This is a genomic window from Haloechinothrix alba, assembly GCF_900188115.1.
GTDB lineage: Bacteria > Actinomycetota > Actinomycetes > Mycobacteriales > Pseudonocardiaceae > Haloechinothrix > Haloechinothrix alba.
In genome coordinates, this window is sequence record NZ_FZNW01000020.1 from 1 (window position 1) to 21,905 (window position 21,905).

Annotated in this window: 22 protein-coding genes and 2 tRNA genes; 8 read left to right on the plus strand and 16 right to left on the minus strand. The window is 64.8% G+C overall.

Annotated elements, in window-relative coordinates; translation table 11 throughout:
- Positions 1 to 143: 143 nt before the first annotated feature.
- Positions 144 to 515, minus strand: coding sequence for a hypothetical protein (locus CHB84_RS23260; protein WP_217898621.1), 372 nt, complete (start codon positions 513 to 515; stop codon positions 144 to 146).
- A gap of 36 nt (positions 516 to 551) precedes the next feature.
- Positions 552 to 1,646, minus strand: a complete 1,095-nt coding sequence (locus tag CHB84_RS17850; protein WP_217898623.1) for a flavin-containing monooxygenase — start codon at positions 1,644 to 1,646, stop codon at positions 552 to 554.
- 379 nt (positions 1,647 to 2,025) lie between these two features.
- Between CHB84_RS17850 and CHB84_RS17855 the strand changes: the two genes are divergently transcribed.
- The 4 genes from CHB84_RS17855 to CHB84_RS17870 all read left to right on the plus strand — a co-directional run bounded on the left by CHB84_RS17855 (position 2,026) and on the right by CHB84_RS17870 (position 4,591).
- The gene (locus CHB84_RS17855; protein ID WP_089302798.1) at positions 2,026 to 2,868 is read left to right on the plus strand and encodes an rRNA adenine N-6-methyltransferase family protein; all 843 of its coding nucleotides are present in this window, start codon (positions 2,026 to 2,028) and stop codon (positions 2,866 to 2,868) included.
- A 27-nt stretch (positions 2,869 to 2,895) separates the two neighbouring features.
- Positions 2,896 to 3,672 (plus strand): class I SAM-dependent methyltransferase, encoded by a 777-nt coding sequence (locus CHB84_RS17860; RefSeq protein WP_245818815.1) that lies wholly within the window; start codon positions 2,896 to 2,898, stop codon positions 3,670 to 3,672.
- A gap of 138 nt (positions 3,673 to 3,810) precedes the next feature.
- Positions 3,811 to 4,431 (plus strand): oligoribonuclease, encoded by a 621-nt coding sequence (gene orn, locus CHB84_RS17865; RefSeq protein ID WP_089302799.1) that lies wholly within the window; start codon positions 3,811 to 3,813, stop codon positions 4,429 to 4,431.
- A gap of 84 nt (positions 4,432 to 4,515) precedes the next feature.
- A tRNA-His gene (locus CHB84_RS17870) sits at positions 4,516 to 4,591 on the plus strand.
- A gap of 94 nt (positions 4,592 to 4,685) precedes the next feature.
- Here the strand turns inward: CHB84_RS17870 and CHB84_RS17875 are convergent.
- Positions 4,686 to 5,888 carry a L,D-transpeptidase gene (locus CHB84_RS17875; RefSeq protein ID WP_089302800.1) on the minus strand — a complete coding sequence of 401 codons (1,203 nt, stop codon included), beginning with the start codon at positions 5,886 to 5,888 and terminating at the stop codon, positions 4,686 to 4,688.
- A 293-nt stretch (positions 5,889 to 6,181) separates the two neighbouring features.
- Between CHB84_RS17875 and CHB84_RS17880 the strand changes: the two genes are divergently transcribed.
- Positions 6,182 to 6,257: transfer RNA gene (locus tag CHB84_RS17880), tRNA-Lys, on the plus strand.
- Between the two features lie 18 nt (positions 6,258 to 6,275).
- Here CHB84_RS17880 and CHB84_RS17885 read toward each other — a convergent pair.
- The 8 genes from CHB84_RS17885 to CHB84_RS17920 all read right to left on the minus strand — a co-directional run bounded on the left by CHB84_RS17885 (position 6,276) and on the right by CHB84_RS17920 (position 11,920).
- Positions 6,276 to 7,487, minus strand: coding sequence for a site-specific integrase (locus CHB84_RS17885; protein WP_176440026.1), 1,212 nt, complete (start codon positions 7,485 to 7,487; stop codon positions 6,276 to 6,278).
- Between the two features lie 9 nt (positions 7,488 to 7,496).
- Entirely contained in the window at positions 7,497 to 7,676 is a 180-nt protein-coding gene (locus CHB84_RS17890) for a helix-turn-helix domain-containing protein (protein ID WP_089302802.1), read from the minus strand.
- A gap of 20 nt (positions 7,677 to 7,696) precedes the next feature.
- Positions 7,697 to 9,244 (minus strand): replication initiator, encoded by a 1,548-nt coding sequence (locus tag CHB84_RS17895; RefSeq protein ID WP_089302803.1) that lies wholly within the window; start codon positions 9,242 to 9,244, stop codon positions 7,697 to 7,699.
- Positions 9,241 to 9,519: a hypothetical protein gene (locus CHB84_RS17900; RefSeq protein ID WP_245818816.1), complete on the minus strand. Its 279-nt coding sequence runs from the start codon at positions 9,517 to 9,519 to the stop codon at positions 9,241 to 9,243. The genes CHB84_RS17895 and CHB84_RS17900 overlap by 4 nt, the downstream gene beginning before the upstream one ends.
- Before the next feature lie 56 nt (positions 9,520 to 9,575).
- Positions 9,576 to 10,409, minus strand: coding sequence for an FtsK/SpoIIIE domain-containing protein (locus tag CHB84_RS17905; RefSeq protein ID WP_089302804.1), 834 nt, complete (start codon positions 10,407 to 10,409; stop codon positions 9,576 to 9,578).
- A 17-nt stretch (positions 10,410 to 10,426) separates the two neighbouring features.
- Entirely contained in the window at positions 10,427 to 11,251 is an 825-nt protein-coding gene (locus CHB84_RS17910; RefSeq protein WP_089302805.1) for a hypothetical protein, read from the minus strand.
- 108 nt (positions 11,252 to 11,359) lie between these two features.
- Positions 11,360 to 11,566 carry a hypothetical protein gene (locus CHB84_RS17915; protein ID WP_089302806.1) on the minus strand — a complete coding sequence of 69 codons (207 nt, stop codon included), beginning with the start codon at positions 11,564 to 11,566 and terminating at the stop codon, positions 11,360 to 11,362.
- A gap of 15 nt (positions 11,567 to 11,581) precedes the next feature.
- Positions 11,582 to 11,920 carry a hypothetical protein gene (locus CHB84_RS17920; protein ID WP_089302807.1) on the minus strand — a complete coding sequence of 113 codons (339 nt, stop codon included), beginning with the start codon at positions 11,918 to 11,920 and terminating at the stop codon, positions 11,582 to 11,584.
- Between the two features lie 200 nt (positions 11,921 to 12,120).
- Here CHB84_RS17920 and CHB84_RS17925 point away from each other — a divergent pair, with 200 nt between their 5' ends.
- Positions 12,121 to 13,527, plus strand: a complete 1,407-nt coding sequence (locus tag CHB84_RS17925) for a helix-turn-helix domain-containing protein (RefSeq protein WP_089302808.1) — start codon at positions 12,121 to 12,123, stop codon at positions 13,525 to 13,527.
- On the opposite strand, the gene CHB84_RS17930 is transcribed toward CHB84_RS17925, so the two are convergent.
- From CHB84_RS17930 to CHB84_RS17935, 3 genes are all read right to left on the minus strand, one after another.
- On the minus strand, positions 13,524 to 14,084 hold the full coding sequence (locus tag CHB84_RS17930; RefSeq protein WP_089302809.1) for an NUDIX hydrolase: 561 nt from the start codon (positions 14,082 to 14,084) through the stop codon (positions 13,524 to 13,526). The two genes, CHB84_RS17925 and CHB84_RS17930, sit on opposite strands and share 4 nt — an antisense overlap.
- A gap of 86 nt (positions 14,085 to 14,170) precedes the next feature.
- The gene (locus CHB84_RS22475) at positions 14,171 to 16,009 is read right to left on the minus strand and encodes a hypothetical protein (RefSeq protein WP_141134723.1); all 1,839 of its coding nucleotides are present in this window, start codon (positions 16,007 to 16,009) and stop codon (positions 14,171 to 14,173) included.
- A gap of 892 nt (positions 16,010 to 16,901) precedes the next feature.
- The gene (locus CHB84_RS17935; RefSeq protein ID WP_176440027.1) at positions 16,902 to 18,281 is read right to left on the minus strand and encodes a vWA domain-containing protein; all 1,380 of its coding nucleotides are present in this window, start codon (positions 18,279 to 18,281) and stop codon (positions 16,902 to 16,904) included.
- Between the two features lie 398 nt (positions 18,282 to 18,679).
- Here CHB84_RS17935 and CHB84_RS17940 point away from each other — a divergent pair, with 398 nt between their 5' ends.
- Positions 18,680 to 19,003 (plus strand): hypothetical protein, encoded by a 324-nt coding sequence (locus CHB84_RS17940; protein WP_089302811.1) that lies wholly within the window; start codon positions 18,680 to 18,682, stop codon positions 19,001 to 19,003.
- Between the two features lie 119 nt (positions 19,004 to 19,122).
- A complete protein-coding gene (locus CHB84_RS17945) occupies positions 19,123 to 20,124 on the plus strand; it encodes a phosphatase PAP2 family protein (RefSeq protein ID WP_089302812.1) in 1,002 nt (333 codons plus the stop codon).
- A gap of 60 nt (positions 20,125 to 20,184) precedes the next feature.
- Here CHB84_RS17945 and CHB84_RS17950 read toward each other — a convergent pair whose 3' ends face one another.
- Complete coding sequence (locus CHB84_RS17950) at positions 20,185 to 20,835, minus strand: hypothetical protein (RefSeq protein WP_089302813.1); 651 nt, start codon at positions 20,833 to 20,835, stop codon at positions 20,185 to 20,187.
- Positions 20,832 to 21,848: a DUF3179 domain-containing protein gene (locus tag CHB84_RS17955; RefSeq protein WP_089302814.1), complete on the minus strand. Its 1,017-nt coding sequence runs from the start codon at positions 21,846 to 21,848 to the stop codon at positions 20,832 to 20,834. Before CHB84_RS17955 ends, CHB84_RS17950 begins: the two co-directional genes overlap by 4 nt.
- Positions 21,849 to 21,905 lie beyond the last annotated feature (57 nt).

The following is a 21,905-nucleotide window of genomic DNA, read 5'->3' on the forward strand; positions in this document are numbered from 1 at the left end:
CACCATCACCACCCCCACCCGACGGCACTACACCGAACACCACACCCCACCAACACAGCCACAACCCCCCGAACCCAACGCCACCGACCCACCAGACGACCCACCCTTCTGAACGGGCCGACCGCGACTGCTGCATTGAGGTTCTACGCGTCCACGGAGGCTCGTTCCAGCGTGGCGTAGGTGTAGTCGTCGAGGTCGAAGGTGCGCGAGCGCAGCCACGACTCGATGGTGCTGTTGGGGCGCAACAGCGGCGTGTCACCACGTTCGTCGAAGTAGTAGCTGTTCGATCCGGCGCAGCCGTTGGTGAAGATGCTGCGGCCGACCCGGTCCAGCATGCGGGAGAAGTACCGATCGTGCGCCTCTTGCCGCACGGCCATGTAGGTGGCTCCCCTGCGCTTACTCTCCTTGACGCAGCGCACGAGGTGGCTACTGGCCGCGTCGATGAGCGTGAAGTAGGACGCGCCGGAGAAGGCGTACGGGCCGAACATCAACCAGAAGTTCGGCATGTTCGGCACCGAGATCCCCTCATACGCCTGCAACCGCTTGGCCTGTCAGAACTCGCCGAGCTCCACACCGTCCAGCCCGTAGACAGGGAAGGTCGGGATGCTGCCCCGCTCGGTGGTCCGGAAACCGGTCGCCAGCACGAGCGTGTCGATCTCGCGGTGCGTACCGTCGGTGGTGCGGATGCCGGTCGGCGTGACTCGTTCGATCGGTTCGGTCACCAGCTCCACTCCGGGCTTCTCGAACGTCCGGAGGTAGCTGTTGGACATCGACGGTCGTTTACAACCGAACCCGTATCGAGGCTGCAGCTTGTCCCGTAGCTCGGGGTCGCGTACCTGCCGCCTGATGTGCCACCGCCCGGTGGCCTCGGCGATACGCACGAGCAGCGGCACACGCTGGTAGTGCACCGCCGCGGTCACGAAGAACGTCTCGATGAACGCGTTCGTGACCATGCGCACGAGCTTCTGCGTGGCGGGTACCTTTGCGAACAGCTTGCGCACGGAGGCCGGGATAGTGAAGTCCACTTTAGGCAGAACCCAGATGGGGGTTCGCTGGTAGACGTGTAGTTCCCGGGCCTTCCGCGCGATCCGCGGGATGACTTGCAGGGCCGAGGCCCCTGTGCCGATCACCGCGACGCGCTCGGCTGTGAGGTCGTGCTCGTGATCCCATGCCGCGGTGTGGATCGTGTGCCCACCGAACTCCTCCACACCCGCGATGCCCGGTGGACGCGGCTTGGTGAAGATACCGGTCGCGCTGACGAGGAAACGCGTCGTGATCGGCGACTCCCCCTCGACGTCGACCGTCCACTGGTGACGGGCCTCGTCGAACTCCGCCTGCCGCACATGGCGTCCGAAGCGGATGTAGTCCCGGAGTCCGTAGTGCTCGACGCACCGGTCGGCGTAGTCCTTGATCTCGCCTCCGGGCGGGAAGAAGCGTGTGGCGTGCGCGTTCTGCGCGAACGCGAAGGAGTAGATGAGCGGGATGTCGACGGCCACGCCCGGGTAGGTGTTGTCCCGCCAGGTACCTCCGATGTCGTCCTCACCCTCCAGGATGACGAAATCGGTGATCCCCGCATCGAGCAACCTGATCGCGGCACCGATCCCGGAGAACCCCGCCCCGACGATCACGACCTCATGGTCCGGCATAGCACCCTCACGATCAGGTAGATGCGTCTACCTCGCTGCTCCCAATGCCAGATACTGTAGGTATCTGTGTTTGGGTGCGCAAGAGCACACGGCAGCCACCGGAAATTCTGTTGCCCCGGTACATACACTGGACGCATGACCGCTTCGACCATGGGCAACTGGGCCTTCCTCCGGCCCCGCGCGCTGCGCAACTGAGCGCAGCGGCACTCTCGGCTTTTTCTGCTCGAGCGTCGAGCAGCCACGACGGGGTCGCACCCGTAGCCGGCAATCGCCGGCTACTCAGGCGTGCACAACCCGTCCGTTTCGCCGCTGCGATGTGACCTGAACCAGTTCATCTCGCGCCATCACGCGATCACATCGACGTTGGAGCGGCACATCCATGTCTTCCCGACGGTCCACATCTGTTTCAGCGCGTTCCACGAACGATTCCGGAGCGCACTTCCTCGTCAACTCCACCATCGCACGTCAGCTCGTACGCAGCTGCGCGGTCGGCTGCTCCGGCACGGTCGTTGAGCTGGGCGCGGGCGCCGGTGCGATCACGACCCACCTGGCCGCCACCGGCGCCCGCGTCCTGGCCGTCGAGCGCGACCCCGAGCTTCTCCGCCGACTTCGCCGTCGGTTCGACCGCGAGCGATGCGTCAGCGTGATCGGCACGGACATTGGCCGGTTTCGCCTGCCCCGCACCCCGTTCGTCGTGGTAGCCAGCATTCCGTACGGCATATCCAGCATGACGTGTCGCCTCCTGTTCGGCTCGGTACCGACGGCACTGCGATGCGCCTCCCTGCTCGTCGAGTGGGGATTCGCCAAACGCCTGACCGAGCCGGTGCCGCGCACCGCCGAACTCGCGTGGTGGAACGCCAGGTTCACCATCGAGCTCTGCCGTCGAGTCCCACCCCGGTCGTTCTCACCATCACCGACTGTGTGGTCCGCGCAGCTGGTCGCACGGCGGAATACCGAGATCACGGGAAACAGTGCTCGCGCACTGCGCGTGCTGCTGCTTACGGCGTACACCGAGCCGACCGAACCCGCCCGCGCAGTGGTGCGTGCTGCCGCACCGGGTCTTACACCGCACCACTTCTTGCGCGCGGCGGGAGTCGACCCGTCGAGCCCCGCACGCCGGCTCACGCCACAGCAGTGGAGTTCGGTGGCCCGCGCACTGGCAGACGATTCCCGCCTGCACTGGCCGGCGTTACCGCGCGAGCTGGGACGACGGTGGCGATGACGCGCATCGCGCACGAGAATCGGGGGCGTGACACAGCAACCACCGAACGAAGCCGCGTCGCGCGCGCTCCACCTGCTCGCGACACGACCGACCACGCCGGACTGGTCGGCGGGCTACCTCGACCTGCTCGGTACGCCCGAGCAGGTCGAGCCGCCGAGCGGCCTCGCCCAGCGCCTGATGCGCAACGAACTGGTCACCTCGATCTACGAGGACCACTGGCGTCCCGCACTCGGCCGCGTACTGAAGGGGCCACGCGGCCCCAGCATGTCCGGCGAGGTCGCCCTCGCGATCGACCGGCTCGGGCTCACCCCTGGCGCGACCGTCCTCGACGTCGCGTGCGGCACCGGCCGGTTCACCCGCTCGTTCGGTTCGGCCGTCGGCGGCGACGGCCTCGCCGTCGGGCTGGACGCCTCACGACCGATGCTGGATCGCGCCGTCGCCCGTGGCGCACCGCACGACCCGGTGGCCTATGTCCGCGCCGACGCGATGAGGCCGCCCTTCGCCGAGGCGACCATGGACGGACTGTGCTGTTTCGCTGCGCTGCACATGTTCGCCGATCCCCGTCACGCGCTCGACGCATTCACCGGCGTCCTCAAGCCCGGCGGGCGCATCGTCCTGCTCACCAGCGCGTTGCGGCCGCGCCCACCTGCCCGGATACTCGACGAACTCGCCGGGAGACTGTCCGGTCTGCACATGTTCGAACGTGGCGAGGTCGGCGACCTTCTCCTGGAGCGTGGCTTCACCGACGTCGTGCAGGACCACACCGGCCTCGCCCAGTTCGTGGCCGGCACGCTCAGCCGGTGACGTCGACCCCCTCACCGGCTGCGTTGCTGTCGTGATCGCGCGCACCGCTGCCCGGCCTTCCGCGCCGTGTCCCGGAACACCCCGGACGGCGGGGTGCGGCGCCGCACGAGCCACCCGGCGAGCGGATAGGCTGAACGTGTGACTGATCGCCTTGTATGGATCGACTGCGAGATGACCGGACTGGATCTCGCCAAAGACGCCGTGATCGAAATCGCGGCCCTGGTCACCGACGGCGAGCTCAATGTCCTCGGCGACGGTGTGGACGTGGTGATCCACGCCGACGAGTCGGCACTGGCGAACATGCCGGATGTGGTGCGCACGATGCACGCCGAGTCGGGCCTGACCGAGCAGGTCCGCCGGTCGACCGTGACCGTCGCCGAGGCCGAGCGCCTCGTGCTCGACTACGTGCGCAGCTACGTGCCCGAAGCGGGGACGACCCCACTGGCAGGCAACTCGGTGGCGACCGACCGGGGGTTCATCGCTCGTGACATGCCGGAGCTCGACGCGCACCTGCACTACCGGATCGTCGATGTCTCCTCGGTGAAGGAGCTGGTGCGACGCTGGTACCCGAGGGTCTACTACGCGAAGCCGGAGAAGGGCCTTGCCCATCGAGCGCTCGCCGATATCCAGGAGTCCATCAGCGAGCTCGCCTACTACCGGCGCACGGCCTTCGCCGAGCAACCGGGCCCGACACACGAGCGGGCCCAGACGATCGCCGCCGAGCTGCTCGGCAAGGACGGCGCTGGATCGGACCGGTAACCTGGAACGGGAGGGGCCGGTGCGTGACGGCGCACGGCCGCACGCTACGATATCCCAGCCGGTGCCGCGCGGGTGCCGGACGTGGTGGGTGTAGCTCAGTCGGTAGAGCACCTGGTTGTGGTCCAGGGGGCCGCGGGTTCAAGTCCCGTCACTCACCCCACGACGAAGCGATGTCCCCGATGCTCGACTCGCATCGGGGACATTGTCGCGTGCACGGGGTTTCTCCCGGGGCAGGCTCGACGGGAGCCTGCCGGTCACGCGCCCTGATCGCCGGAGGTCCACTCCTCCCAGGACAGCTGCCATACGCTCCAGCCGTCGGTGGGTTCCAGCTCGCTGTCACCGGCGTTGACGACCTCGATCAGGTCGCCCGGCTTGGACGTGTTCATCATCCACTTGGCATTCCCGGTGGACATGTTGATGCATCCGTGGCTGACGTTCCTGTTTCCCTGGTCGCCGACCGACCACGGCGCCGCGTGATAGAAGATACCGCTGTACGACATCCGGGTGGCGTGACTCACCGTGATCTCGTACCCGTCGGGCGCGTCCGAGGGCACGCCGTACGTGCTGGAGTCCATGGTGTAGTCGTAGTGCTCGCTCATCACCGTGTAGATCCCGTTCGGGGTGGGCGACGACGGCTTGCCCAGCGAGACCGGGATCGTCCGGGCAGTGTCACCGTCGACCGAGACCGTCATCTGGTGACTCGACCCGTCGACACGAGCGATGACCTTGTCACCGATGGTCATGCTGGCCGAGCGGTCCCGGCTACCGAACACCCCGCCACCGAGGTCCTTGCCGTAGATCTCGGCGTCGACGTCGACCTTGGTACCCGGCTCCCAGTAGTCCTCAGGACGCCACACCACCCACGAGTCGTTGAACCAGCGAAACGCCCCGTCCGTCTCCGGCGTGGACGTGATGCTGATCGCATCCTCGACGGCCTCCCTGTCGGTGATGGCGGTGTCGAACTGGAACGAGATCGGCATCCCCACGCCGACTGTGGCGCCGTCGGGGACGTTCATCCGTACCGAGGCCTGTTGCTGCGGCGTCGCGGTGGTGAACCGGGAGGTCTCCTCGACGGTCTCGCCGTCCGCGCCGACACCGCTGACCTCGAACACGTAGGTCTTGCCGAACCCCAACGGCTCAGCGGTGGTCCAGGCCGTCTCGTCGTCGTTCATGGAACCGTCGACCACCGACCCGTGCGTGCCGACGAGGCTCACCTCGGTGAGGCTGCCGTGCTCGGCCTCAACCGTCATCGGCTCGGCGGGCACCACGCCCGTTGCCTCGTCCTCAGGGGTGAACGTGAGCGAGAGCGGCTCGGCGACCTCGGCGTCCTTGGTACCGGCTGGTTCCTCGGGGCCGTCGTCCTGAGCGTCACCGGACGCACCGCTGCACCCGGCCACCAGCAGGGCTGCCGTGATCAGCAACGCCCCCCAACCCAGCGGGTTCCCTCTCGTTCGCACTCACGTCCCCCTTTCCGCCACGTTCGCCGTGTCGACAGCGCGCACTGCCGACACATCCTTCCCCTATTTCACGCATCAGTGTGCCCTATGGTTCGCCCGAATGGAGTGCGTCACATCAAGATGCTTCGGATGGAGCAGTGACGTAACCGAAGAGTGACTGGCGCGTTCTTCCTTCGTGCCCGAGCCGACGCCGGCAGCCGGAATGGAACGGGGGCCGCCTTCCGGGACCGGCGACGGAGCGTGCTAGAGTTCTTTTCGTCGCGCTGAGCAGGGGGACGCAGTGAGACACATCCGCGCCATTAGCTCAAGCGGTAGAGCAGCTGGCTCTTAACCAGCGGGTTCGGGGTTCGAGTCCCTGGTGGCGCACCAAGGACCCAGGTCATCGGCTTACTCATCGCCATCGGATGACCTGGGTTCCCTTTTACTGTCCCCTTTCCGGCCGAGCACGTCGAGCACATCGGCCGGATTCCGGGACGGTGCTTTCCGGCCGACGTAGCTGTCTGTGGTGATCGACACACGGGAATGGCCGAGCATGTCGCTGGCCTCCCGTACCGGCAACGCATCGGTGACCAAGGTAGCCACGGTCCGCCGGAACGTGCGGGGCGTGAACCAGTCGCCGATGCCGTGCCGCTTGCGAAACGCCCGCCAGTCCCGACGCAGGTTGCTCGCCTCGCGAAGACCACCGAGACCGTTCGGAAAGACCCACCCGGTCAGCTCCTCCGGCGACACACCGCAGTCAGCGGCCACACGCTCCCGACGATCGCGCAGCATATCGACCAGCCAGCTCGCCAGCGGCACACCGCGGTGGGCCGCCTCGGACTTGCCCGGGTTGATCTTCTTGCCATCGGCCTTGGTACGAACCATGTTGCCTTCCACCCAGGCCACCTGCTCGGCGAAGTCGATGTTCTCCCACCGCACCGCGATCGTCTCGCCTGTACGCTGCCCGGTCCCGCCGAAGTAACGCATGATGTCCGGCAGATCCTGACGAATCGCGATCGGGTCATGATCGGCCTTGTCGAAGATCTCCATGACCTCATCGATCGTGAAGGCACGTGCCAGCGGCTTGCGCTTACTGCTCTCAACCGGCCGCACATCCCGCACCGGGTTCACCTTGAGCGCGCCGTGCCGGACCGCCAGCCCGCAGATGGCCGAGAGGATCGTGCGGCACGTCTTGGCCGAGCTGGCCGACAGCTCCCGGTTGACGTCCCGCACGATCTGATCGACCCGGCCAGCGTCCAGCTCGTGCACCCGCAGGCCCTCGACGCGCGGCTTGACGATGGTGTTCCACCGATGCGTGTACGTGTCGAGCGACGTGCCGCTACGGGTGCCGAGTTCCACTTGCTCCTCGAACTCGTTCAGCCACTTGCTCGCGACATCCACGACCTTGCTGTCCGGCTTGACGTGACCCGAGCCGATCTGCCGATCCTTCAGCTTCTCGCGCAGCTTGTTCTCGGCCTTGGCCTTGGTCTCATCCCATGCCCGGACCTTGCGCACCCGGCCGTCCACGTCCCGGAACTTGCACCACGCCATCCAGCGCTTGCCGTCCCGCTTCGAGGACAGCTTGCCGTAGGTGCCCACCGGCAATGGCGGTCGAGGCATCATCACCTCCTATGCGGCGTCGGTGTCGAGTGATTCGAACCAGGCCACGACGTCTTCGGCCCGGTAGCGCAGGTACTTGCCGACCCGCCTGGCGGGTGGCCCGTAGTTACGGGTGCGCCAGTCGTAGAGCGTGTTGACCGGGATGCCGAGGTATTCGGCGACGTCCTCAACGGTCCAGAGCTTGCCCATGGTGGAGTTCTCCTCTCGTTCTAGGCGGCAAGATCGTGTTCGATTTCCTCGCGGGCAGCGCGGCGTTTCTCGCGGGCCAGGGCGGCGGAGGTGTTGGCGAGTTGGGCGTCTCCGGTGGTCAGCCATCCGGTACCGTCGAACAGCCACACGAGGGTGACTACGGCGTCGTCTCCGTCGGGGTCGTCATCCTGCGCGGTGCTGTCGGGGGGTTCGGGGGGTTGCTGGCCGCGTTGGAAGGCTTTGCGCACCGCGCGCAGCGCGGTCAGGGTGGTCGAGTAGCGGCGGGATTTGGTGGAGAAGTGCCCGCCGAAGCCGAGCATGTGCGCCCACTTCTGCAGCTTGCCCCACGTGTCGGCCCACTGCTCCCGCTGCCGCAGGGTGGTCAGGTTGAAGGGGCGTTTGCCGAGGAACCAGCAGGCCACCAGCTGCCGCGTCTGGTGCGAATCGTGCTCGGCCCGGATCTGGATGTCGGTCTCGGTCAACCGGCGGGAGACGTGCCCGGCTTCTTCGGTGGCCTTGGTGGCGTACTTGGCGAGGTATCCGGCCACAGCCGTGGTGGTCAGCGCCCCGTGGTCATCGATGTCGCTCGCGGCCAGGTGGACGGGGCGGATGTCGAGTTGGGAGCCCCACGTGATCGTCCAGCCGCCCGGGTTCCGCGGATGCGCCGTCGTGGCAAAGGCGACGGTGCTGGCCGCGTCGGTGATGTAGCTGCGCAGGTGCTCGCTGGTGATGGCCGCATCGGGTGTGGTGATGGTATCCGGATCGGCCGGATCATAACCATCGAGCCGGATGAGGGCGTGGAAGTGCACCACTCCGCGCCGCTGGTACTCGGCGACCTTGGCGTAGGACAGCCGCACCCGCACCCCGAGATCCTTTGCCGCCGCGCGCAGGCGCCGGTTCAGCGCGATGGTGGTGCGGCGCCATAGTTCGCCGGCGTGGAAGTTCCACACGGCCTGGTGGTCGTAGTCGTAGCAGTCCCGGCACAACGGCTCCCCCACCCGGGAGTCCTCGGCGGCGTGCCGGGCGGTGCACGAGAGCACCACCCCGTGTGGGCAGGTCTCGGCGTTCCGCCGGGCTCGGCACGGGCGCACGGTGCCGTTGCCGGTGACCACGCGGGTGTGCACCGGCCCGAACGAGGGCGCGGTCAGGGTCACGAACAGGCAGGGGTGTTCGGTCACGGTCTCGGGGACGCCCTTGCCGCCCATTAGCCCGGCTTTGACCAGCTGGTATGTATCGGCCCGGTAGGTCTCCGAGCACGCTGGGCACACGCTGGCGCGCCGGTTCTTGCAGGCGACGTAGAACATGCCATCGGGGACGTCATCGCTGACCCGGTCGATCTCGTCCGGCCGATGCTGGTTGTGCCAGTGCGCCTCGAGCTTGAGCCGCACCGGATGCGAGCAGGCCGCTGCCGGGGCAACGTGCGCCAACCACGAGGCATAGTCATGTCGATTCGCGCGGGCCAGCAGCTCTTGCCGCGTGGTGTTCGAGCCGACCGGCTCGACCATGGCACCGGCCCCCAACACCGGGGTGGTGGTGTTGGGGGTCAGTGTCAGTGCCGAGACGCTCACCAAGCACCCTCCACAGACGAGGTGGTGAACAGCTCCGCATGCGCATCAACATCACCAGTGGTGGCCCACCGGAAACCGGGAATCAGCTCCCCGGTGGTGGGATAGGTAGGCAGCACCGCCGTGGTGTCGAACGCCAGACACGGCAGGGCGATAAACCTCGCCCGCTCGGGGTGATAGGCCACCCGTGCGGCATCCACCGCGCCCGTCGGGCTGGCGATGAGCACCCACACGCGGTGCGCATCCAACCCCAACGGCGGAGTGATGGTCAGACTCATCGAAGACAGTCCTCTCCTGTGTCGTGAATAGACAAATGCACGTGGATTTCGCCGCTCTATGCGGCGGAATGGCCGCCAGACGTGCGGATGTGCTGGGCGTAGTCGACCAGCCCGTAAATATCCGCATCGGTCAACATCGCCGATTTCATGCGGCGGGGAATGCCGCCTTCGGCCAGCAGGTAGGCCACGCCCCGCTCTTCGGGGGCGATGGTGGCGGCGTTGTAGCCCTGGCTGGCCCAGCCGCGCCCGAGGATGATGTCCGAGGACGAGTCGGTGGTGCAGCGGTAGGCGACCCGGTAGCCGAACAGATCCCGCAGGCTGGTGGGGATGATGTCCGCGCTCGGCCGCTGGGTCGCGGCGACCACGATCACCCCGGCCGCACGACCCCGGGCCACCAGGTCCCGCAGGATGCGCACGAACTGCTCCTGCTGGTCCTTGCTGCCCATGGTCACCGAGAACAGCGCCAGCTCGTCGACCACCAGCATCACCACATCGATCGGGTCGGTGTGGGTGATCTTGCGCCGCCGCACGCGGTCCAGCTCGTCATAGCGACGATCCATCTCCGCCTGCAGCGCCTCCATCCGCTGCAACGCCAGCTCGATATCGGGCCCGACGAACACGTCAGCGACCTCGCGCCACAACCCGAGCTCGACCTGCTTGCCATCGAACAGCCACAGGCTCACATCCGGGCACAACGCCCCGTGCGCGACCACGTTGTTCAACCCCACGGACTTACCGGCACCGGGTTCGCCGGCCATGAGGATGTTGCGGTAGATCAGCTCGATATTCACACCCTCGCCATCGGCGAACATCCCCAGATGCACCGGGTCATAAATCGACAACCCGGCCACCGGAACCGTGTCCGGCTCACGCTTCTTACGCAACTTCATCGCAGACCAACCCCCTTTCAGTCGAGGTAGTCGGACAAGTCGTCCCCACCGGCCATCACCGCAGGCCGACCAGCACCGGCCGACTGCGCGCGCGAGGCCGCATTAGCGGGGGAGGGTGTACGAGCCGGGGCCGACCCAGCGGCAGGCGAGGAGGCCTCACGCGGGGCCGGCACCGGAGTGACCGTGGCCGCGGTGATCGGCTCCACGGGCTCGGCCGACGAGCCAGCCCGAGCCCGGCCCGGCACCAACGCCGACACCGCACCCAGCGGAGAGGAGACCGTGCTGGCCTTCTCCAGCGGGTCACGCCGGATCACGTTGATCGCCACCAGCGTCGACATCGACCGCTTACGCTGCAGCTGCGCCTCCCGAGCGAAACACGCCGAGGCCACATACCCGAGTGCGGCTTCCAGCTCCTGCGCCGAGGACCCAGCCCGGGTCCAGACCCAGATGCGCTCACCCGTCTTCGTCGGACGCGCCCACAGCATCAGCGGCAGCGACCCATCCAGATTCATCGTGCGCACCCGCGCGGTACGCAGGCACGTCCGGATCCGATGCCGGTCCAGCACACACCAGAACCGCGCCACCACGAACCGCCGCGACTGCGGCACCACCAGCACCACAGCCACCGGAGCCACCAGCGCCGCCCAGAACGCCAAACCCTCGAGGCGGCCATGCAGCCACCACACGAACACCGCCAGGCACGCCAACACCAGCAGCTCGACGCGCCACCGAATCAACACACCCATGATCAAGGCAGGCCACGACTGCTTCGGGGTCTGCCACATCTCCATCACATCGCCACGCGCCCGACGCGTGCGCGTGCCTCGACTAGACTTAGCCATAACTCTTCGCCCTCCCAGGCAGGAGTTGAATGAGGAAACGGCGAGCGGCACAGGACCGGTATCGGAACCACCAAGAACCTTCACCGGCCCCTGTGCCCTCGTCACCAACTAGAAACGACGACCGTCCTCGTCGTGCCGGTACAGAAACGCCCACACCGTGTGATACAGGCGGGCAACGTCACCGCTCGCACGCACCTTGGGGTAGCCGTGCCGTGCGAACACCTCAGCCACATCGCTGATCAGCCCGATCGAAAACCGAGGATCACTGTCCTCACTCACCGGCTGTACGGGATACCGCTGGAACTCGTCAGACATCGTCGACACACGGCATCAGGACGACGCAGCCGTCGAAGCAGACTTCGAACCGGTCAGCGCCTTGATCTCGGTAGCGCGATACGCCACACCGTGCTTGCCGTTCTGTGCCCAGGGAATCGCCTGCAACGCAACCGGGGAAACAGACGAACCAACCGCAACCGTGGGAGCCTGCGAGGCCGCCACCGTCACGTTGATCACCTCAGCCCCACCGTCATCCACAGCGACCAGCTGCACAGACCACATCGGGATGTTCGTATTACGCTCCACACGCTGCGCACCGTTCTGATCAGTCTTCGGCTGCACCTCACGACCCACCGTGAACTGCACATTCGACGTATCAATCAACAAACGCATAACTACAGTCCTCCAAGGGAAATCTGCGGTTAACTAGCGCTCCGACTTACCGGAGACGACCCAATGAAACCGCAGGTCAGCGCAGGCGCCGAACGCCGTGAATGCATACCCGAATGGTCGATATGTATACGGCGCATATGCCCTCGTCACGTGTCTCGCACTGAGCTAGGCTTGATGCATACGTACTGGAGGGAACGCGGATGGACCACAAGGCCGAGACCGCGAGACATGGGGATGAGCAGCCGAACCAGCGCCAGCTACCAGCCGACTTCTGGACGCAGCTGGAGATCCAGCAGGCGTGCCGCGAACGTCACTTCGGGCGTCTGCTGAAGTCCTGGCGCGAGCTGCAAGACCCCCCGGTAAAGCAGTCTGAGCTGGCCACCACCTTAGGAGTGACCCAAGGCCAGGTCAGCCGCATCGAGCGCAACCCTCAACCCCCACACGACCTCTCGAAGCTCATTACGTGGGCGAAGACGCTTGATATCCCTGAATCTATCTTGTGGTTCAATTTTGACGACTCGGACTCTACGTCATGCGCCTTCACAAATACGCCAGATAGAATTGGCGATGACGACGCTTCGGAGGAGGACATGCGAAGGCGCGAACTGTTCAAGACCATCGGTGTTGGCGCGGCTTTGCTGGGCACTGACACATTACAGGAATCGATCCCCGCTGTTGGCTCGAATTACAACAAGGTCGGAATGGAATCCGTCGAAGTCATGCGGGAGTACGCCCGCATGTTCCGACGGCTCGATAACCGCTTCGGTGGTGGCCACAGTTTGAAGCAGCTTGCCTACTACCTCCGCACGGAAGTACAGGACAAGCTCACCGACACACGCACCAGCCCCACCGTCAGCTACGAACTGTTCTCGACCGCAGCCGAGCTTTACCACCTGGCCGGTTGGATGTCATATGACATCGGCGAAAGCCAGCAAGGGCACCGAGCACTGACCCAGGCCCTTGCTCTGAGCCAGCAGGTCGGAAACCAGGTCTACGCCGCCGAGCTTCTAGCGGGAATGAGCCACCAGTTCAGCCACCTCCGCGATCCGGACAACGCGATCGACCGAGCGCTATCGGCTAAGAACGGCGCCAAGAACAACAACGTCCCGGCGCTCACGGCCGAAGCCGCCGTAATGGCCGCGCACGGCTACGCTCAGCAAGGCGACCGCCGCAACTGCATCATCAACCTGCAGGAAGCCGAAGCGGCCTACGCGCGGATTCGACCGGATGACACGCCTGATTGGCTCGGCTACCTCGACAGCGCATACCTCTCGGCGAAGTTCGGTCACGCGCTCAAAGACCTCGGTGAGCCAGCGCAGGCCGAGCGCTTCGCGCGCCAGTCCCTGCATATGTCCGACGGGTACGACCGCGGCCGCATGTTCAATACGGCTCTGCTGGCTTCCGTACTGGCCGACCAGGGCAACGTCGATGAAGCGGTGCCCGCCGCCACCGAAGCCTTGCAGTTGGCGTCGAATGTTCGTTCTGTCCGGTCCAAGCGCTATCTCAGCGACGTGGCGCAGCGACTTCAGCCCTACGAGTCATCGACTCACGTGCAGCAGCTCTTCAGGCAGATGACGGCGCACCAGATCCCGTTGCAGCGGGTCTAGTAACCGCGCAACCGCGCCGCGTGTAACAGCCCGAGCTGTGCACCCGCGCCGATGACCTCCCCCTTGGCGATGCGATCCGGCACCGACGACAGCGGCACCCACTCCACCTTCGCGGTCTCGTTGATGTCAGGACCGTTGCCCGTCGCTTCCAGCTCCTCGGCGAGGTAGACGTGGTTCTCCATGTCGATGCTGCCTGCGAGCGGTTGGAAGCGCGCCAACAGCCGGAGTGAGCCAGCACGCCAGCCGGCCTCTTCCTCCAGCTCACGAGCAGCGGCTTGCTCGGCGTCCTCCTCAGGGTCGATATACCCCCCAGGTAGCTCCCACGTCCACCGATCCATCACGAACCGATGCCGCCAGATCATCAGCACCTCGTCCCGCTCATTGACGGCGATCACCATCGCCACAGGAGGAGACCGGAACACGTACTGCTCGAACTGCACCCCATCCGGAAGCTCGACTGACGCGATACTCACCACCATCTTGCGACTGTCGTCCACGACCCTCTCGCCATGGATCGTCCACCGCGTCAGCTCCCCGTCGTTGTCCTGGCTGGTCATGCTGCCTACAGTACCTGTTCAATGCACACAAGCAGGAAAGCACTTAAAGAACTCGCAATTACGCCTATCTGAAATCTCCGACGTCTTTATAAACGAAAAAGTTCCTTAAATATTTCTTGCCATAGTTTATCAACACGACTTGACCGCCTTGGAGAAAGTCGGAGCTCCGAAAGAATGTAATCACGCATAGGTAGGTCTCGAAGTCCCGCATTCTTTTTTCCGTCCAACAATTGAAGAAAACTCGGACCTGATTGCTCCTGGAGAGCCTCTATCATTTCCAGATCTTCAATATCTACTATCTCAAGAGGCATAACGGATTTATCATTAAGAAGGTTACTTTCCCCTATTTTTTCGTGTACTAGTGTCATGGTGATCGGATTAACAGGAAAACCCTCCGGCAAAACAAGGACGGGATAGAATAGTCGCGAATTGACACAGGAAGACCCAGTAAGCAAGGTCTCGTTATCTTGCAATTTCCGTATAAGTGAGTCTAGTTGTTCAACTTTTTTGACAAATTTTTCCAGATCTTGAACGATATAATCATCAGACAAGCCTGCTATCGATTCCCTACGCAGTTGGCTAGTCGTTATCTCGACTGGTACCCAAGACGTTCCGTAGTCAATCGCAGCATCTGGGAGACGCACTTTATGCCCACCGTATGCTCGGCTAATATCACTATCCCGATACATTCGCTTAGATCCTGAAGACGTAGGTACTATAGACTCTAATACTTCAAGACTATATTCTTCCACCGCCCTGCGAATTCCACTATTGAACCGAGCTTTCTTTTGCTCATCTTTCGGGTCAATGTAACTTTTAACTTCATGCACAGGAACCCAACCAAATACTCGCATGAGCAGCAAGTCGGGATCGATTACACTAAGCTTATCGTCCCACAATTGAACAACAGGGTACCGCCTAAAGGCGTCGAATGACCAGTCGGTTTCTGCTTGCTCTAGTTCACGAGCTACAGCTTCGCGAAACTCTGGCAACCGTATTGAAAAAACTGATATTGCATCCTGAAAACGATCCGCTCCCCAACCTCGCTCATCGAGAAACTCATCAATATTGGTAGTGCCCTTTATGGCAGACGCCCAGAGCAAGATTGCTGCTGCACAAACGTCCCAGAGGGGAACCCCGACTGCGTCCAAATAGACTGATTCAAGATCAACCATTTCAGGATCGTCACGAAGTTCCTTAGGTAGCTGGAACCAGATACGCCAGAATCGCGAAAGTACACTTGCTTCGTCGACTCTGGCGTTAAATACTTGGTTTGCTATAACTTCCCGCCCGATTTTGCCTGGTTTTTTTGTTATAACACGTGATTCGTTGTCATTATCGTTATAACCTAGATAGTCTCCAAGGCTTATTAAGGACAAGACATAGTTTCCCTTTTCTCGGCCGAATACGAGCGCGTCGCCTGATAGGAACGCAGCTTTTTGGATGACCGAAAATACTGCCTGCGGTACGACGAGTCCACGAGTTCCATCCCTAAGACGATTGAGAACACGCGTGCGAATCGGTTCATTGAACCAAATCCTCGCAAACTGATCATCGACCTCTCGACGTGTCCGACCTGGGTTTCGTATGGTTGCCATAATATGCGATGAGCATGTGATTATTTCGTCAAAGGGAATGCGCCGGATATGAGAATACACCAATGACGGTGGAGGTTTTATGCCAAACACTTCTTCACTCGTCAAGTATACAAGCAACTGATCTATTGGCGCTACACTTCCTGTTGCGCTAGGGATAATCAAGCCGCTGGGAAGCTGTCGCCACTTTGTAGCTACTGCCCGAATAGGTGTGCCACTGAAATAGGTAACGTCTTCCTCTATCTCTGCGATAAAGGGGTCAAGGTGTTGCGGCTCCGATCCAACAAACGATGCCAGATCGTCAGACTTCGAAGTAGATCTTCTGTGCATCAACTCACATCACTTCTTAGTTGCCCGCATGCCCGCACAATGGTGAGGACTTTCTGTACGTCTTCAAGCCGCCCTACCGGGCGGGTGCGCGGGGCCGAACAGGCGCGCGGCCGGCTTCCTTCCGCTTCGCTACCGGGCCGGCCGCGCATAACGCCGCCGGCCCCGCCCACATGCACGGAGGCCGGCGGAACACGACAAAGCACCCACAGCACGCCGGTGCGGGACACCATCCCCGCGATCGCCGCATGATCAGGGCCGCGCCGAGCACGCTCAACCCCGCTTCGCGCCGATCCCGCGCTTTGCTCTCTTTGCGTAGATACGGTCACACTGTGTATGTCGTCCGTCACGCGGGATCGGTTACAGGGTTGACCGCGCTCGGCGCGGCCATGAGGCGGCAAGGAACGCGGGGATGGAGGCGTATGGGTTGGCACGCCGTGCCGGTTGGTCACACGGCTGCCCCTGAACTGCCCCTAATCGTCCGGCACGAGCCGGAAACAGCGGCAGCGCGTCGCCATTTGCAGTTGAAAACGCACCAGCGCAACCGAGGTGACCGTCACCGTTCGGCACTCACCCAGAGGTCGGTCTAGTACCAGCGGGTTCGGGGTTCGAGTCCCTGGTGGCGCACTCTCCAACCGCAGGCCGGCATCCTCGTCGGCCTGCGGTTTTTCGTTGCCGCAGCACGACGCCACGTTGCCGAGAGCCCGGCGCCGGCACTCCGCCACTCCGCGTGACAGACATTGTGGCAGCTATGACAGCCGATTTGTCGCACAACCGTGCCGTGGCGCCGAAGGGTCGGGGCGGCACGCGGACGGCGACAGGGTGGTGCGGGCGCCCCGAGTGACGCCCGCACCACCCTGTCTCACCGACCGTCAGTGGTCAGGTTGCGAACCGCTCATCCCGGTGGCGGCGGAACCTCGCAGCGGACGGTCTCGGATTCGTTGCCCGCGCCGTCGACCGCGTGCACCTCGGCGTCACCCTGGATGCGGATCTGGTAGTCGACGTCGCCGTTCATCTCGCGCTCCCGTGGCTCGGCTCCGGGAGCCTGCACCAGCTTGATCTTGGTGCCGTCCTCGTACGGCCCGAAGACCTCACCGCTCTCGTCATCGGTGAGGAAGATCTCCAGGTCGGACCCGTCCTCGTCCTCTGCACCCAGGATGAAGAAGCCGTCCTGGTTGTCCGCCGGTGGCGTGTTGCCGCCGGAGGGGTTGTTGGTCTCCTCGCACGTGGCGACCGGTTCACAACCACTCACGTCCACGGTGGGGTTGCCGAAGTCGACAGTCTTGCCCTCGGCGTCGGTGTAGGTCACCGTCGGGTTCACCTCGAGGGTGCCGTTGGTGCCCGCGATGTCGTGGGTGGCGTCGAAGGTCAGCTCCACCGTCTCGGTACGCAGCTCGTCCATCGTCCAGGTGAGCTGGTTGCCGCTCTGCGACACGTCGCCCTTGGACACCGCGACGTTGCTGATCGAGAAGTCGCTTGCGACCGTATCGACCACCTCGACATCGGTGGCTGCCGGCTGAACGATCGCCGCACCGATCTCGGCGAAGATCTCCTCCAGGTCGTCGGAGTCCGGAGTGATGAACACGTGGTCCGGCGAGGTGGCCCAGTCCTCCAGCTGGCTCGCGTTCACGCTGCCCAGCCCGATGGTGAAGATCTCGGTACCGTCCGCCTTGGCGTCCTCGGCGGCGGCGTCGGGGTCACCACCGGCGGTGGTCTGGCCGTCGGTGAACATGATCATGATCTTGCTGTTTCCCGGCTCGTCCGCTTCCAGCTCGGTCTGCGCGGTGTCGAACGCATCCTGGTGGTTGGTCGACCCGCCCGCGGACAGCGCGTCGATCGCCGTCTTGACCGGCGGAGTCAGCGAGGTCAGAGTCTGGTCGACCGTGGCGCCGCCCGCGAAGCTGACCACGCCCGCCCTGCTGCCGTGCGCGATCTGGCCGTTCTCGTCGCCGTCGGTGGACTCGTCGAGGATGTCGACGAATAGCTTGGACGCCGACTTGAGGTCGCTCAGCGGCCCTCCGTCCATGCTGCCGGAGCGATCCAGCACCAGCATGGAGTCCGCCGGGTCGCCCGCGATGCCGTCCTCACCGTCCAGCGTCACGGTGACCGGCACGGTTCCGCCGCAGTCGATGGCATCCTCACCGAGTGACTTGTCGCCCGTGACGGTCCCGCCCGCTGCTGAGGCGGTCCCTGCGGCGAGCGCCAGCGCCGCGAAGGTGGCGAGCCCGACCACGCCTGCCCTACCGGCAGCCCGTTTTCGTTGCCTGACTTTCATGAGATGGATACCTCCTTGATGTGACCACGGAAGACCCCCGCGACTGTTCACGTCGCGATCCGGACTTTCGTGATCAAGAAGGCCTGGCCAGGCTAACGGAACATAGCTAGCTATCGTCATATATCGCTCTTCGGCCTCCGGTGTTACACGACACCCGGAAATACCTTCTCGCCTGCGGGGGGATCCCACCGGCGACGCGCACGGCGGGCGGCGGAGGATACTCAGCGTGCCACGAGCGGCGCGTTCCGGGTACTCGGTCCGTGGCCCGGTCGGGGCTTCTGGCAGCATGTCCACATCGCAGCTGCCGTCCGGATCGGGGCATTGATGACGTCCCGCACGGATGCAGCGACGAACACCGGCTACACAACCTCAACACACTCATCTACGGGAGTCGTTCGATGCGCAAGAGTGGCCTTCTGCCAGTACTCGTCCTCGCCGCTGCCGTTTCCGCCTGCGGCAGCGACTCGGCCCAGGACCAGTGGGCCGACGAGCTCGCCGAAGCCGGCATCGAAGTCAACGAAGGCCTCACCTTCGAGGACATGTTCGAGCGCGCGGAAGTGTACTGCGACTTCGAGGACAAGGACACCGTCGCCCAGCTGGCCGAGCAGATGCTGTCGGACGAGCAGGAGTCCAGCCTGACCGCGCCCGGCCAGGACCCGGCCGAGGCTGCCGAGGTCTACGCGGACGCCACCTGGGAACACATCTGCGGGTCCGGCGAGTAGGCAGGCATCCCGGGGTGCCTGCCCGGCTATGACCCGCGCACCGGTTCGGCCGGGCGAGCCCGGCGACCCCCGCTGGCTCGCCTGCCGTTCGAACCCGATGGTCGATCGTTGAGGCACACATGAAAGCACTGTGGGATGCCGAGACCGACCTGATCACGTGGATCCAGGGCTGGGGTGACTGGCTCCAGGCTCCGATGACGGCGGTCTCGGCGCTCGGGTCCGAGGTGCTGTACCTGGGGCTGGCCCCGCTGGTCTTCTGGAGCGTCAGCGCGAGCATCGGCGCGCGACTCTACGTCCTGCTCATCGCCAGCGCCACGGTCAACATCGTGCTCAAGTCGTTCGTCCACGGACCCCGGCCGTACTGGTTCAGCCCGCAGGTCACCCGGATGACCGTCGAGTCAAGCTTCGGTGCGCCTTCCGGCCACGCGCAGATGTCGACGACCCTGTGGGGATACCTCGCGGCGAAGATCCGCCGACGCTGGGCGTGGGTGGTCGCGATCATCCTGGTCGTCGCGGTCTCGGTCACGCGACTGTATCTCGGCGTCCACTTCGTCAGCGACGTACTCGCGGGCATGCTGGTCGGGGTACTGGCCCTGTGGTGCGCGCTGCGCTACGAGGACCGGCTACTCCGCTGGTGGCACCGGTGGCCGGTACCGGGCCAACTCGCCATCGCGCTCGGCATATCCCTCGTCGCCCCGCTGATCTCGGCGGTCTGGCAGGCCACCGTCGGCTCCGACTGGTCCACTCCGGACAGCTGGACCGGGGCGGTCCCCGCCGACCTGGAGACCGGCGGGATGAGTACGGTACTGCAGGCTTCCGGGGCACTGCTCGGTCTGCTGTGCGGGCTGTCCCTGCTGTGGGCGCGTGGCTGGTACAGCGCCGAAGGCTCGGTCTTCAGCAGGTTCGTGCGCGGAGCACTCGGCGTACTGGGCATGGCCGCGGCCGTGATGGTGCTGCGCCTGGCCGTACCGGATCCGGACGGCGCGCTCGGTTACGCACGCGACTTCGTGCTCGCGGCACTGACCATGATCTGGGGGTTCTGGCTGATCCCCGAGCTGTTCATCCGGGCCAGGCTCGCCGCGCGCCCCTCCCCGATGGGCGGGGCCGCGCGCGCTCGTTGACGCCCCGTGGACAGCAGCACGCGAACCGTGCCGGCGTACCGGCGTTCACCTCGCGGGTCGTTACATCGCCGAGGTCATCGCGCGCGAGCGCCGCACCGTCCACACCAGCACGGCGCCGAGCAACACCAGCGTCAGCGGGTAGAAGATGGGCCGTAGCGGCACCAGTACCGGCGTCAGCGTCGCCGCGACCCCGGATCCGATGGCGAGCAGGAATGTCGGAACGCAACACGCGAATCCGAGCAGGAAGGCGGGGGCGGCGGCGAGGATCCCGCTGTATCCGGGGCGGCGGCACGCGACCGCGTGCTTCGCGGTGTACGCGGCGACGGCGATGTTGCACCCGACCAGGCCGGCGACGACCGCGCCGAGCAGGATGTTCATCGGGCTGAGGAAGACGGCGATGTGCGCACCGGGATGCAACACGAGCAGCGGCTCGAAGAGGTAGGGAGCGCGCGTGTCGAACGGGCCCGATTCCGCGAGCTGCGCGAACGGTGTGCCGGACCAGCGGTCGGACACCGAGAACGCGAGGTCGCCGTTCGCCGTCAGGTACAGCACCAGCACGGCGGAACCGACCAGCAACGCGAGCCCGCGGTAGGCGCGGTGCGCGAGGACCGTACGCAGCGTACGCGGCACCTGCGCCGGTGCGCGCACGCTCGCGTCCACGGCGTCCCCCACCCTGCCGAGGGCACGCACGATCAAGCCCGCGCTGCTCACCGCCGCACCTCGGTGTCCGGGTAGAACGAGAACCACGAGAACCACATGGCGTCCATGAAGTCGGCGGGCTCACCACTGTCGGCACGCGACACGCGCGCCGTCTCCAGGTCTTCGTCCCATTCCGCCCGGACGCCGACACCGCCGACCTCGGCGTCCACCGTGCCTTCCTCGCGTACGCGTTCCTTGGGAATGGCGAGCTGGGAGTCCCCGCCACGGATACCGAGGACGACCTCCTTGCTGCCGAAGGTGTCGTCGGTGGGCTCCACGGGGAAGATCGTGCCCTCGTCGACGTAGTACCCGCTCTGCTCGCGGTACGAACCGTACGGGTCGCGATGGTAGTCCCGCAGCGCACCGGTGTCGGTCGTCAGCACCCGGGTGTCCGGGTGCTCGGCACGCCATGCTCGCCACGTGGTCCACACCAGCGGCACCGTGCGCAGCTGCCGCCCCTTGAGGGAGCCGCTGATCGCGGTACCCAGCACCTGCGGCCAGTCCGAGTCGGTGTCCCTGTCGTACATCAGCAGGTTCGAGTTGACGAGGTTGCCGGTCGTCCCGAAGGTCATGTCCGGCCGCTCGTCGGTACCGGTGAACCCGACGGTCGTTCCGGTCAGCGGGCAGTACGTGACGGCGAGGCGGTCGTCGCCGAACGTGTCGTTGACGATCTCGTGCCACACCAGGACCGGTTGCGGGTACACGCGGGCCTCGCCGCTGTACACCAGTCCGAACACGATGTCGTCGTCCTGCAGGAAGTCGACGTCCCCGGCCCCGGCGAACTGCGGGTCATCGATCGGCGGGATGCCGTCCTTGCCGGGACCTCCCGAGACGACAGCGTTCGCGAGCTCGTCCAACGTGCTCTCCTGCGCCCCGGCAGCAGCACCGTCAGCAGGCGAGTCCCCGGATCGCAGCTGCCAGGCCAGCGCCCCTCCACCACCGACGGCAGCGAGTCCACCGAGCGCTGCCGCACCCTTGAGTACCTGGCGCCTACCCGGCTGTCGAGGTGAGTTCTCCGTCACCATGCATCGCCTCCACGTCCCACCGACCGTCGTCGCCGAATGGTGCGTCTACAGCTTCAA